Origin of the sequence: Sphingobium yanoikuyae (assembly GCF_013001025.1) — a bacterium.
In the GTDB taxonomy this organism is placed as follows: domain Bacteria; phylum Pseudomonadota; class Alphaproteobacteria; order Sphingomonadales; family Sphingomonadaceae; genus Sphingobium; species Sphingobium yanoikuyae_A.
Map to the genome: position 1 here is coordinate 924,036 of NZ_CP053021.1, position 12,935 is coordinate 936,970.

11 protein-coding genes and 4 tRNA genes are annotated in these 12,935 nt (G+C 65.5%); 9 read left to right on the plus strand and 6 right to left on the minus strand.

What is annotated here, in order from left to right:
• Positions 1-95 precede the first annotated feature (95 nt).
• Genes alaS through HH800_RS04835 form a run of 4 tightly spaced genes read left to right on the plus strand, consistent with a single transcriptional unit; the run spans position 96 to position 4,856 of the window.
• Entirely contained in the window at positions 96-2,750 is a 2,655-nt protein-coding gene (gene alaS, locus HH800_RS04820; protein WP_169860344.1) for an alanine--tRNA ligase, read from the plus strand.
• A gap of 40 nt (positions 2,751-2,790) precedes the next feature.
• Positions 2,791-3,345, plus strand: a complete 555-nt coding sequence (locus HH800_RS04825; RefSeq protein WP_169860345.1) for a nucleoside 2-deoxyribosyltransferase domain-containing protein — start codon at positions 2,791-2,793, stop codon at positions 3,343-3,345.
• 42 nt (positions 3,346-3,387) lie between these two features.
• Positions 3,388-3,894 (plus strand): DUF2306 domain-containing protein, encoded by a 507-nt coding sequence (locus tag HH800_RS04830; protein ID WP_169860346.1) that lies wholly within the window; start codon positions 3,388-3,390, stop codon positions 3,892-3,894.
• Between the two features lie 20 nt (positions 3,895-3,914).
• The gene (locus HH800_RS04835) at positions 3,915-4,856 is read left to right on the plus strand and encodes a glutaminase (protein ID WP_169860347.1); all 942 of its coding nucleotides are present in this window, start codon (positions 3,915-3,917) and stop codon (positions 4,854-4,856) included.
• A 259-nt stretch (positions 4,857-5,115) separates the two neighbouring features.
• Here the strand turns inward: HH800_RS04835 and HH800_RS04840 are convergent, their stop codons facing one another.
• Positions 5,116-6,900 (minus strand): cation:proton antiporter, encoded by a 1,785-nt coding sequence (locus tag HH800_RS04840; protein ID WP_169860348.1) that lies wholly within the window; start codon positions 6,898-6,900, stop codon positions 5,116-5,118.
• A 186-nt stretch (positions 6,901-7,086) separates the two neighbouring features.
• On the opposite strand from HH800_RS04840, the gene HH800_RS04845 reads away from it, so the two are divergent.
• Positions 7,087-7,386, plus strand: coding sequence for a hypothetical protein (locus HH800_RS04845; protein ID WP_235682025.1), 300 nt, complete (start codon positions 7,087-7,089; stop codon positions 7,384-7,386).
• 19 nt (positions 7,387-7,405) lie between these two features.
• On the opposite strand, the gene HH800_RS04850 is transcribed toward HH800_RS04845, so the two are convergent.
• The 5 genes from HH800_RS04850 to aroA form a co-directional block, all read right to left on the minus strand.
• Positions 7,406-7,491 (minus strand) — tRNA-Leu (locus HH800_RS04850).
• Between the two features lie 47 nt (positions 7,492-7,538).
• A complete protein-coding gene (locus HH800_RS04855) occupies positions 7,539-7,829 on the minus strand; it encodes an integration host factor subunit beta (protein ID WP_004207675.1) in 291 nt (96 codons plus the stop codon).
• A 181-nt stretch (positions 7,830-8,010) separates the two neighbouring features.
• Positions 8,011-9,723, minus strand: coding sequence for a 30S ribosomal protein S1 (rpsA, locus tag HH800_RS04860; protein ID WP_004207674.1), 1,713 nt, complete (start codon positions 9,721-9,723; stop codon positions 8,011-8,013).
• Between the two features lie 175 nt (positions 9,724-9,898).
• The gene (locus HH800_RS04865; protein WP_017500901.1) at positions 9,899-10,528 is read right to left on the minus strand and encodes a (d)CMP kinase; all 630 of its coding nucleotides are present in this window, start codon (positions 10,526-10,528) and stop codon (positions 9,899-9,901) included.
• Complete coding sequence (gene aroA, locus HH800_RS04870) at positions 10,525-11,835, minus strand: 3-phosphoshikimate 1-carboxyvinyltransferase (protein ID WP_169863241.1); 1,311 nt, start codon at positions 11,833-11,835, stop codon at positions 10,525-10,527. Before aroA ends, HH800_RS04865 begins: the two co-directional genes overlap by 4 nt.
• A 176-nt stretch (positions 11,836-12,011) precedes the next feature.
• On the opposite strand from aroA, the gene HH800_RS04875 reads away from it, so the two are divergent.
• The 4 genes from HH800_RS04875 to HH800_RS04890 all read left to right on the plus strand — a co-directional run bounded on the left by HH800_RS04875 (position 12,012) and on the right by HH800_RS04890 (position 12,809).
• Positions 12,012-12,350, plus strand: a complete 339-nt coding sequence (locus HH800_RS04875) for a TIGR02300 family protein (protein WP_004207671.1) — start codon at positions 12,012-12,014, stop codon at positions 12,348-12,350.
• Between the two features lie 88 nt (positions 12,351-12,438).
• A tRNA-Ala gene (locus HH800_RS04880) sits at positions 12,439-12,514 on the plus strand.
• Positions 12,515-12,586: 72 nt separating this feature from the next.
• Positions 12,587-12,662: transfer RNA gene (locus HH800_RS04885), tRNA-Ala, on the plus strand.
• A 71-nt stretch (positions 12,663-12,733) separates the two neighbouring features.
• Positions 12,734-12,809: transfer RNA gene (locus HH800_RS04890), tRNA-Ala, on the plus strand.
• Positions 12,810-12,935 lie beyond the last annotated feature (126 nt).

The window sequence follows — 12,935 nt, forward strand, 5'->3', positions numbered from 1 at the left end:
CCGTCGGCGCTTCGCGCCGCCACCTCCCCGTGCCGGGGAGGAATAGACCAAATCCCCCGCTTGTGCGGCGGGCCGCTTCCCACTAAATCGCGCGCATGACCTCGACCAACGACATTCGCCGCAGCTTCCTCGATTATTTCGGGGCCAATGGCCACACCATCGTTCCGTCCGCGCCGCTGGTGCCGCACAACGACCCGACGCTGATGTTCGTGAACGCCGGCATGGTGCCGTTCAAGAATGTCTTCACCGGTCTGGAAACGCGCCCCTACAAGACCGCGACGTCGAGCCAGAAGTCGGTCCGCGCCGGCGGCAAGCATAACGATCTGGACAATGTCGGCTATACCGCGCGCCACCACACCTTCTTTGAAATGCTGGGCAATTTCAGCTTCGGCGACTATTTCAAGGAGCAGGCGATCCATCATGCCTGGACCCTGCTGACCAAGGAATGGGGCCTGCCCGCGGAAAAGCTGACGACGACCGTCTATCACACGGACGACGAGGCGTTCGACCTGTGGAAGAAGATCGCGGGCCTGCCCGATCACAAGATCATCCGCATCCCGACCAAGGATAATTTCTGGGCGATGGGCGACAGCGGCCCGTGCGGTCCCTGCTCGGAAATCTTCTACGACCATGGCGACCATATCTGGGGTGGCCCTCCGGGATCGCCGGAAGAAGATGGCGACCGTTTCGTCGAGATCTGGAATCTCGTCTTCATGCAATATGAGCAGGAAGCCAACGAGATCGTTTCGGAACTGCCCAAGCCCTCGATCGACACCGGCATGGGGCTGGAGCGCATCGCCGCGGTGATGCAGGGCGTCCATAATAATTATGACATCGACACGTTCAAGGCGCTGATCGCCGAGAGCGGGGCGCTGACCCGCACCGCGACCGATGGCGAGTTCCAGGCCAGCCACCGCGTCATCGCCGACCATCTGCGCTCGACCAGCTTCCTGATCGCCGACGGCGTGCTGCCGGCGAACGAAGGTCGTGGCTATGTGCTGCGCCGGATCATGCGCCGCGCGATGCGCCATGCGCACATCATCGGTGCCAAGGATCCGCTGATGTATCGCCTGGTGTCGAGCCTGGTGTCGGAAATGGGCGGCGCGTATCCCGAACTGGTCCGCGCCCAGCCGCTGATTGAGGAAACGCTGCTGCGCGAGGAAACCCGCTTCCGCAAGACGCTGGAAAACGGCCTCAAGCTGCTGGATGAGGCGACCGCCGATCTGGCCGAGGGGGCGACCCTGCCGGGCGAGACCGCGTTCAAGCTCTATGACACCTATGGCTTCCCCTATGACCTGACCGAGGATGCGCTGCGCACCCAGGGTCTGTCTGTCGACCGAGCCGGCTTCGACGCCGCCATGGCCGAGCAGAAGGCCGCGGCGCGCGCCGCCTGGAAGGGATCGGGCGAGAAGGCGTCGGACGAGATCTGGTACGACATCGCCGAAACGCTCGGCAGCACCGAGTTCATCGGCTATGCCTCGACCAAGGGCGAGGGCGAAGTGCTGGCCCTCCTCAAGGATGGCGCGCGGGTCGATACGGCGTCGGCCGGCGACAAGGTGACAATCATCACCAACCAGACGCCCTTCTATGGCGAGAGCGGCGGCCAGAATGGCGATGCCGGCACGATCACCACGCTGGGCGGCCTGGTGGCCGAAGTTGCCGACACATCCAAGCCGCTTGGCCGCCTGCATGCGCATCAGGCCGTGATCAGCGCGGGCAGCGTCAAGGTCGGCGACACCGTCAACCTGACGGTGGATGTCGAACGCCGCGATCGCATTCGCGCCAATCACAGCGCCACCCACCTGCTTCATGCTGCGCTGCGCAAGGAACTGGGTGGCCATGTCACCCAGAAGGGCAGCATGGTCGCGGCCGACCGCCTGCGCTTCGACTTCTCGCATCCCGAGGCGCTGACCCAGGCGCAGATCGCCAAGGTTGAGGCCGATGTGAACGCACAGATCCGTCATAATGACGAGGTGATGACCCGGCTGATGACCCCGGACGACGCGATCGCCGCCGGCGCGATGGCGCTGTTTGGCGAGAAATATGGCGATGAGGTCCGTGTTCTCTCGATGGGCAAGGGCGACGACCATAGCTATTCGGTCGAACTGTGCGGCGGCACCCATGTTCGCGCGCTGGGCGACATTGCTCTGTTCAAGATCGTGTCGGAAAGCGCCGTGTCTTCGGGCGTGCGCCGGATCGAGGCGCTGACCGGCGAGGCGGCGCGCCTGTGGCTGGTCGAGCGTGACGAGAAGCTGCGCCAGACCGCAGTCGCGCTCAAGACCACGCCGGAAGAGGTGCCCGCGCGCATCGCCGCGCTGGTCGAGCAGAGCCGCAAGCTGGAACGGGAACTGGCCGAAGCCAAGAAGGCGCTTGCGCTGGGCGGTGGCGGTTCGGCCAAGCCGGCCGGTCCCGAGAAGGTCGGCAGCGTCGACTTCCTGGGCCAGGTGATCGACGGCCTCGACCCCAAGGAACTGCGCGGCATTGTAGACGGCAACAAGAAGACGCTCGGCAGCGGCGTGTCGGCCGTACTGGCCGTGGTCGATGGCCGCGCGACTATTGCCGTGGGCGTGACCGACGACCTGACCGGCAGCTTCAGCGCGGTCGATCTGGTCCGTGCGGGCGTCGAGGCGCTGGGCGGCAAGGGCGGCGGTGGCCGTGCCGACATGGCCCAGGGCGGCGGCCCCGATGGCGACAAGGCGCAGGCCGCGATCGACGCGGTCAAGGCCGCACTCGCCAGCGTTCCGGCCTGACAAGATGGGGAGGCGCGCCGCCGGTGCGCCTTTCGTCCCTATGCTGCGCCTGATCCTTGCATCCTGTCTGCTCGCCCTGCCGATGACGGCGCGGGCGGGCGAGGCGGTGACCATCACCTCGCCCGTGCCGTTGCCGGCCGCGCATGATCGCGCGCGCCTGTTCCTGGGCGGCAGCATCGACATGGGCAAGGCGACCGACTGGCAGCGCGACATGATCGCGGCGCTGGCCGACGAGAAGGTGACGATCCTGAACCCGCGCCGGGCCGACTGGAACCCGGCCTGGAAGCCCGAAGCCAGCGATCCCCATTTCCGCCAGCAGGTGGAGTGGGAACTGGCGGCGCTCGACAGCGCCGACATCATCATCCTCTATCTGGCGCCGGGCACGCAGAGCCCGGTAAGCCTGCTGGAAATGGGCCTGCATGCGCGCGGCGGGAAGCTCATCGTGCTGTGTCCCGACGGCTTCTGGCGCAAGGGCAATGTCGACATCACTGCCGCCCGCTATGGCGTGGAGCAAGTGTCGACGATCGAGGAACTGACGGCCGTGGTCCGTCGGCGCATCGGCGCGGTCAACACGGCGCTGTCCGCAGCCGATTGACCCGCCCCTGCGCGCCTGACAGGGTGCGGTTCAGGGGGATATATGGCCAGCATTGCAAACACATCGTCGCAGCCCAAGGGTATCGCGCCAGATCGTTTCGAGCGGTTTCTGGCGGTCGCCGCGATCATCCTGCTCGCCGTGGTGCTGACCGCGATCGGGCGGGGGCATGGGCAGTGGGGGCAGGTGCCGGGCCTCGTCTGGTTCCATCTGCTGACGATCCTGATCGCGCTGGCGCTGACGCCGGTGATGCTGTTGCGGCGGCGCGGCGACGGGCGGCATCGCTGGCTGGGCTGGGTGTGGAGCGGCGCGCTGTTCCTGACCGCGCTCGACAGTTTCCTGCTGCACGGGCCGGGCAGCCGGTTCAGCATCATCCATATCCTGTCGATCTTCACCCTGATCCAGGTGCCGATCATCGTGCTGTCTGCGCGGCGCCATGACCTCAAGCGCCATCGCCGGTCGGTGCGCGGCATGGTGACGGGCGCGCTGCTGATCGCCGGCTTCTTCACCTTCCCGTTCGATCGGATGCTGGGCCACTGGCTGTTTGGCTGAGCCGGGCCTAAGAGGCTGCCATGGATCTGACAGCGTTGATCGACGATATCGTGGCCGCCATGGCCAAAGAGACGGAGCGGGGCACGGTCGCCAGCTATATCCCCGAACTGGCGAAGGTGGATGCCGGCCAGTTCGGGATCGCCATCGCCACCGCCGACGGGCGGCTGTTGACCGGCGGCGACGCTGACATCGGCTTTTCGATCCAGTCCATTTCCAAGGTGTTCGCGCTGACGCTGGCGCTGGGCAAGGTCGGCGACCAGTTGTGGGATCGGGTCGGGCGTGAGCCGTCGGGCAATGCCTTCAACTCCATTGTTCAGCTGGAGCAGGAACATGGCATCCCGCGCAATCCCTTCATCAATGCCGGGGCGATCGTGGTCGCCGACGTCAATCTGGGCGGGCATCAGCCGCGCGTGGCGATCGGCGAGATGCTGCGCTTCGTCCGCTATCTGGCCGGCGACGACGCGATCCGCATCAATGAGGAGGTTGCCGCGTCGGAAACGGCGACCGGCTATCGCAACATGGCGCTGGCCAATTACATGCGCGCCTTCAACAATGTCCGCCACCCGGTCGATCTGGTGCTGGGCAGCTATTTCCATCAATGCGCGATCGAGATGAGCTGCCGGCAACTGGCGCTGGCGGGCCGTTACCTGATGCTCGACGGACGCCATCCCGAGGGCGGACGGGTCGTGTCGCCCAGCCGGGCACGGCGCATCAATGCGCTGATGCTGACCTGCGGCCATTATGATGCGTCGGGCGATTTTGCGTTCCGGGTCGGCATTCCCGGCAAGTCGGGCGTGGGCGGTGGCATATTGGCGATCGTGCCCGGCCGCGCGGCGATCGCGGTCTGGTCGCCCGGTCTTAACGCCAGTGGCAACAGCGCGCTGGGCACAAAGGGGCTGGAGATGCTGGCGCGGCGGACCGGCTGGTCGGTGTTCAGCCCGCCCGAAGTGCATCAGGGCTGACGCGGCGACGCGACAGTCGAAGTTCACAGTGTCGTCAGCATGGATTTGGGCCATTTGCACCGGAAACGCGCCTGCCACGCGCCACCGACGCGACAGTGACGTAACAATCGGGTCACGGCCACGCGCCTTCGACGCGACAGTGAAGCGACAGCCAGGCGACAGCGACGCAGCAGTTGCGGTCGATATGGGGCGATGTCGTGCGCGCGCTTCATCGCGGAGGATAGAACAGAGATCAGCGCAATAGGAAAGGCTGATGCCCTCAGGGCACTTCGTCCTGACGCAGGCGGCGCAGGCGGGGGGCGGATTGTAGCTGGGCGGCTTCCTTGATGCCGACGCGCAGATCCTCGCGCGCCTGGTGGATCGAGGCGATCACCGGCCCCATGGCGACGCCGAGGTCGACCAGCGCGGTTTCGGCCAGTTGCAGCGAGCTTTCGAGCGTTTCGGGCACGGCGTCGCTGGCCCCGGCCTTGTAGAGTTGCGCGGCATGATCGGCGTCGCGGGCGCGGGCGATGATCGGCAGGTCAGGCACCCAGCCACGCACCCGCTTGGTGACGCGCACCGACAGGACCGGATCGTCCATCGTCAGGATGAGCGCGCGGGCATGGCCGAGGCGCAGGCGGTCGAGCATTTCCGCGCGCGCGACGTCACCGAAGAGGATCGGATAGCCCAGGCGGCGGGCCTCGGCGACGACATCGGGATCGGATTCGACGACGATGAAGCGCTGGCCATGGGTCTTGAGCAGGTCGCAGACCATCTGGCCGACGCGGCCGAAGCCGATGACGACGGCCGCCGCCTCGGTCTGGTCCGGTTCGGTCTCGACCCGTTCCTCGCCAATGGCATTTTCCAGCCGCTGGGCGATGTCATGGCCAAAGCGCGCGAGCAGCGGCGTGATGGTGAGGCCGATGGCGGTGACGATCTGCCAGAAGGCGGCGGTGGAGGGCAGGATCAGCTTCGCCGCCGCCGCCGCCGACAGCACGATCAGCGTGGTTTCCGACGGGCTGGACATCAGCACGCCGACTTCCAGCGCGACGCCCTTGCGCACGCCCGAGAAATAGAGAAGCAGGCCGGTCACTAGCGTCTTGGCAACGACGACGCCCAGCACGGCCAGCAGCAGGCTGGGCCAGTTGGCCAGGATGACGCGCAGGTCCAGGCTCATGCCCACGGTGATGAGGAAGACGCCGAGCGCGAGGCCCTTGAACGGCGCGGTCATCACCTCGACCTCGCCATGATAGTCGGTTTCGGCGATCAGCAGGCCGGCGAGCAGCGCGCCGACGATCGGCGACAGGCCGGCGATGGAGGTGGCGAGGCTGGAGAGGATGACGACCAGCAGGCTGGCGGCGAGGAAGACTTCCGGGCTCTTGGTGCGCGCGGCCTGACGGAAGATATGGGGCAGGAAGATGCGGCCGAAGACCAGCATCACCGCGATGGTGAGGCCGCCCTTGAGCAGGGTGGTCGCCAGTTCGTTCCAGGCGGCGTCGGGACTCGTCGCGACCGATGGCGCCAAGGCGCCGAGCATGAAGATGATCGGCACCAGCGCCAGATCCTCGAACAGCAGCATCGAGAAGGCGGAGCGGCCTACGGCGCTCTGGGTGCCGACCATCGGCAGCACCACGGCGGTGGAGGACAGGGCGAGGGCAAGGCCGAGGCCGATCGCGCCGGCGGTCGGCTGCCCCAATAGATAGAGGCCCATGGCAATGAGCGCGGCGCTGCCCAGCAATTCGGTCGCGCCGACGCCGAACACCTGCGCGCGCATGCTCCACAATCGCCGGAAGCTCAGTTCCAGCCCGATGGAGAAGAGCAATAATATGACGCCCAATTCGCCAAATGGCTCAATCGCCGCCCGATTGGAGATGGTGACATGATAGAGCCAGGGATATTGGCCGACCAGCGAGCCAAGTCCTGCCGGACCGACGGCAAGTCCCACCAGGATGAAACCGATGACGGGACTGATGCGGAAGCGGGCGAAACCGGGAATGACCAGGCCCGCTGCACCCAGGATGACGAGGGAGTCGCTGAAGCTTTGCGGATTGATTGCATCGGTCATGAGGCATCATTGCGGGTGACGCACGGAAATGCCAGCCTTTTGCCAAAAGAATTCCGGGCAAATCGCCGGCACAGGCGGGCGCAGGGCGATGTGACATTTGCGTTACCGGCCTGTAATTTTCCGGACATCCCGGTGCAAAATCGGCGGCGCTAGAAGGGCGGTCGGTTTTGCTATGGACGAATGGTGATGGGAATGATGGCTGCGCCGCTTCAAGATGCGCCGATCAGTGCCGGGGATATCCTGATCTGGGCAAGGGTCGAGCAGGCCCTGGCCGGCAAGAATGCCGCGCTTGCGGCGCAGATCAATGCCCGCACATGCGGCCGCAGCATGAACCCCACCGCCGATGTCGAGATTGCGTCCGAACTGGCGCGGATGGAGGAGGGGCAACTGGTCAGGCTGTGGCTGGGCGCCGACGATCCCGAACATCCGACCCGCCGGGAAATGCTGGCGCTCGATCGCCTGGCGCTGATCAGCGCCGATTTCTGATTGTCGAGAAAAAGCCGCCTGGTGCGGACGATGGGACTTGAACCCATATTCCCAGGGGGAGGCGGATTTTAAGTCCGCTGCGTCTACCGATTTCGCCACGTCCGCGCTGCGCCTTCCCCTGAAGGCTCAGGCGCGGCAGGTCAAGGGGCTGATCAGTCGGCGGCCTTGCCGTTCAGCCGTTCGCGCATTTCCTTGCCCGGCTTGAAATAGGGCACGCGCTTGGCCGAGACCGGCACCTGTTCGCCGGTGCGGGGATTGCGGCCGGTGCGGGCATCGCGGGCGCGGGTGGTGAAGGCGCCGAAGCCGCGCAGTTCGACCCGGCCGCCACTCGACAGGCGATCGACAATCTCGCGGAAGAAAAGATCGACGATCCTTTCCACTTCCTGCAGGCTGAGGCCCGGATTTTCTTCGCCGAGTTTCTGGATCAGTTCAGAACGGATCATAGTTCCTCCAGCACCCCTAATTTCCCCTGCCGACATTTATAAACAATTGGAAAGCTGTTGACAATCGGGGAGCAACGAAATCGTTTCGATAGGGCAAGGAAGTGGTGGAAGGGCATGAAAAAGCCCGCCGGAACATGGGTTCCGGCGGGCTTTTCTTTGCTTGTTGGCAGGAAGGAAGGGATTAGCCTTCGTTCTTGGCCTTGAGCGCTTCGCCCAGGATGTCGCCCAGCGACGCGCCGCTGTCCGACGAGCCATACTGTGCAACAGCCTGCTTTTCTTCGGCAATCTGCATCGCCTTGACCGAGAAGGTCGGCTTCTTGGCGCGGTCGAAACCGGTCACCATGGCGTCGAACTTCTGACCGATCTGGAAGCGTTCCGAACGCTGTTCGTCGCGGTCGCGGCCCAGGTCGCTGCGCTTGATGAAGCCGGTGGCGCCATCTTCGCCAGCCTGGACTTCCAGGCCGCCGTCGCGGACTTCCAGAACGGTCACGGTGACGATCGCGTTCTTGTTCAGGCCAGCAGCAGCGGCGGTGGTGCCGCCGGCGGCCGGACCGCCACGCTCAAGCTGCTTCATGCCGAGGCTGATGCGCTCCTTCTCGACGTCGATGTCGAGAACGACGGCCTGAACCGTCTCGCCCTTGCGGTGCAGCGCCAGCGCGTCTTCGCCCGAAATGCCCCAGGCGATGTCCGACATGTGGACCATGCCGTCGACGTCGCCGTCCAGGCCGATGAACAGGCCGAATTCGGTCGCGTTCTTGACTTCGCCTTCGACGGTCGAACCGATCGGGTGACGTTCTGCGAACGAATCCCACGGGTTCGACTGGGCCTGCTTGAGGCCGAGCGAGATGCGGCGCTTCTCGGGATCGACTTCGAGAACGATGACTTCCACTTCCTGGCTCGTCGAAACGATCTTGCCGGGGTGGACGTTCTTCTTGGTCCAGGACATTTCCGAAACATGGACCAGGCCTTCGATGCCCGGCTCCAGTTCGACGAACGCACCATATTCGGTGATGTTCGTGACGCGGCCCGACAGCTTCGCACCGACCGGGTACTTGGCGGCGGCGCCTTCCCACGGATCATTTTCCAGCTGCTTCATGCCGAGGCTGATGCGCTGGGTTTCGCGGTTGATGCGGATGATCTGGACACGGACGGTGTCGCCGATGTTGATCATCTCGTTCGGGTGGTTGATGCGCTTGTACGACAGGTCGGTGACGTGCAGCAGGCCATCGATGCCGCCCAGGTCAACGAACGCACCATAGTCGGTGATGTTCTTGACGACGCCTTCGATGATCTGGCCTTCGGCCAGGGTCTGGATCAGGCCCGAGCGCTGTTCGGCGCGGGTTTCTTCCAGGATGGCGCGACGCGACACGACGATGTTGCCACGACGGCGATCCATCTTGAGGATCTGGAAGGGCTGCGGGATGTCCATGAGCGGGGTGACGTCGCGAACCGGGCGGATGTCGACCTGCGAGCCGGGCAGGAAGGCGACGGCGCCGTCGAGGTCGACGGTGAAGCCACCCTTGACGCGGCCGAAGATGACGCCTTCGACGCGGGCGCTTTCGGTGAACTCGGCTTCGAGCTTGTCCCAGGCGGCTTCGCGGCGAGCGCGGTCGCGCGACAGCATGGCTTCGCCATGGGCGTTTTCGACGCGGTCGACATAGACTTCGACTTCGTCGCCGACCTTGAGGTCAGCCTTCTGGCCGGGAGCGGCGAATTCGCGCAGCGGCACGCGGCCTTCCGACTTCAGGCCGACGTCGATCAGCGCCATGTCGTTTTCGATGCCGGTGACGGTGCCCTTTACGACGCGGCCTTCAAAGCCGCCGTCTTCGCCACCGAGAGAATCATTGAGAAGCGCGGCGAAATCGTCGCGCGAGGGGAATGCCGTAGAGGCCATGGTTGGTCCTTCACTCATCATTGCTGGCCAATCGGTTGTGTCCGATGGTCTTTGGCCAAACCACGCATGCGGCCGAATACCGCCTGCGTATCCAAGGGGTTGGGCGTTGGAACGCCAAGCCTGGAAAAGCGAAAAGGGCGCCCGGAATTTCCGCGCGCCTTATCGGGTCACACGCCTACGGGCGACCTTCAAGCTGGGCGTCCACAAGCGCGATGGCCCTCTGGACGGCGGCGTCTATAGTCAAATTGCTGGTATCTAGCAAGTCGGCGCCATCGGCCACCTTGAGCGGGGCATGGTCGCGGCTCATGTCGCGGGTGTCACGCGCCTGGATATCGGCGATCAGGCTGTCCATGTCGGGCGCGCCGCCATGGGCCTCAGCATCCTTGAAGCGGCGTTCGGCGCGGACATGGACGCTGGCGGTGACGAAGATCTTGGCGTCGGCATCCGGCGCGATCACGGTGCCGATGTCGCGCCCGTCGAGGATGGCGCCGCCCGGCTGGGTGGCGAAGTCGCGCTGGCGCTGGACCAGTGCGTCGCGCACGCTCTGATGCACCGATACGCGCGAGGCGAGGCTGCCAACCGCTTCGCTGCGCAGCGCCGGATCGGCCAGGATGGCGTCGTCAAAGCCGCAGGCGGCCAGCGCGTCGGCCTGATGATCCGGGTCGCCGCCATTCTTCAGCACGGACAGGCCCACGGCGCGATAGAGCAGGCCGGTGTCGAGCACCGGCAGGCCATAATGGCGCCCCAGCGCCTTGGCGATCGTGCCCTTGCCCGATGCGGCGGGCCCATCGACGGCGATGATCATGCGATGGCTCCCAGCGTCTGGAGCAGGGTGGTGAAGGTCGGGAAGCTGGTCGCGACCGGGCGCATGTCGTCGATGGTGACGCCATCGCGCGAGACCAGGCCGGCGACCGCGAAGCTCATGGCGATGCGGTGATCGAGCCTGGTGGCGATCGGGCCGCCGCCGGGCAGGGGCTGGCCGCCGCTGCCTTCGATGATGAGGCCGTCCTCCAGTTCCTCGACCGTGACGCCGATCGCGCGCAGGCCGGTGGCCATGGTGGCGATGCGGTCCGATTCCTTGACGCGCAGTTCATCGAGGCCACGGAAGATGCTGCGGCCATGCGCGAACGCGGCCGCGACGAAGGCGACGGGATATTCGTCGATCATGCTGGGCGCGCGGGCGGGGTCGGGCTCGACGCCGTTCAGGGCGGAGGCGGTGACGACCAGGTCGCCGACCGGCTCGCCGCCGACTTCGCGGGCGTTGATGATCTCGATCGACCCGCCCATTTCGCGCAGCAGGTCGATCAGGCCGGCGCGGGTGGCATTGAGGCCGACATTGGCGATCGTCACCTGCGATCCCGGCACCAGCAGTGCCGCGACCATCGGGAAGGCGGCCGACGAGGGGTCGCCGGGCACGACGATATTCTGCGGCTTGAGTTCGGCCTCGCCCTTGAGCGTGATGATGCGGGTGCCGTCGGCCTGGACCTCGACCTCAAGGTCGGCTCCGAAGCCCCTGAGCATGCGTTCGCTATGGTCGCGGGTCGGGATCGGCTCGACCACGCGGGTGATGCCGGGCGTGTTGAGGCCGGCGAGCAGGATCGCCGACTTCACCTGGGCTGAGGCGACTGGCAGGGTGTAGTCGAGCGGCACGGCCGGGCAGGCGCCGGTCATGGTCAGCGGCAGGCGATCACCGGGGCTGGCGGTGAAGCTGGCGCCGACGCGGGAGAGCGGTTCGGTGACGCGCGCCATCGGGCGCTTGCTGAGGGATGCGTCGCCGACGAAGGTGGCGGTGATGCCATGGCTGGCGACCAGGCCCATCAGCAGGCGGGTCGAGGTGCCGCTATTGCCCATGTCGAGCGCTTCCTGCGGCTGGAGCAGGCCGCCGACGCCGACGCCATGAATATGCCAGATGCCGTCATCGTCGCGCTGGATGTCGGCGCCCATCGCGCGCATCGCGGCCGCGGTGGCCAGCACATCCTCGCCCTCCAGCAGGCCTTCGACCCGGCTTTCGCCCACGGCCAGGGCGGACAGCATCAGCGAACGGTGGGAAATGCTCTTGTCGCCCGGAACCGCGACGCTGCCGGACAGGGCAGGGGCGGCGGTGAAGGTCATCGGGCTGGGTTGGTCATTATGGCTGGTCACGGGGTATCCATCATCTTGGAACCGAAAAAATGCGCCCGGCTTTTGACAGCGCGGTTTCGCTATGGCAAGGCGCCCGACGTTTCGTGGCCGACTTCCGTTGTGCCGCGTGATTTCTGTTTGAGCATCGAAGAAGGAACAGGCCGGACATGGTGAAGGCTGAATGGGGCACGAAGCGGACCTGCCCGAAATGCGCGACTCGCTTCTATGACCTGGGCAAGGACGACCCGGTGACCTGCATCAACTGCGGCGCCGCCTGGGAGCCCGAACCGGTGCTGAAGTCGAAGCAGCCGCTGCCCTATGAAGAGGCCGCGCCCAAGAAGGTCGTGGAAACGGCCGATGGCGAGCTGGAGACGGCGGACGATGATCTGGACATTGATCTGGACGTCGATGATGACGGCGATTCGCCGGATAATGACGTCGATCTGGGCGGCGATGACGACCTGGGCGTCGATGCCGGCAACGATGACGGCGACGACGACAATTAAGTGAAAATTCTGCTTGCCAACGGGATCGCCTGATCCTAGAGGCAGCGACCTCCGAGGCGCCGGACCCAACGGCGCCTCAAGATGGTACGGGGCCTTAGCTCAGCTGGGAGAGCGCCTGCATGGCATGCAGGAGGTCAGCGGTTCGATCCCGCTAGGCTCCACCAATTTTTTCGGCCGACGGGTTGTGCCGGACATGGTTTGATCCATTCGGGACGCGGTTCGCGCCGTATCAGGATGGGGCCTTAGCTCAGCTGGGAGAGCGCCTGCATGGCATGCAGGAGGTCAGCGGTTCGATCCCGCTAGGCTCCACCAATTTTTTCGGCCGACGGCTTGTGCCGGACATGGTCTGATCCATCGGGACGCGGTTCGCGCCGTATCAGGATGGGGCCTTAGCTCAGCTGGGAGAGCGCCTGCATGGCATGCAGGAGGTCAGCGGTTCGATCCCGCTAGGCTCCACCATTTTTCTTCGCATAGAATCCTGCACACGCGCCCCATGGGATTGCGTTGATGGCCTTCGGATTCGGTCGGGCCGGCTGCGGTGTCGTATCGAGAGGGGGCACCCCTCCGTCTGGCCTACGGCCAGCC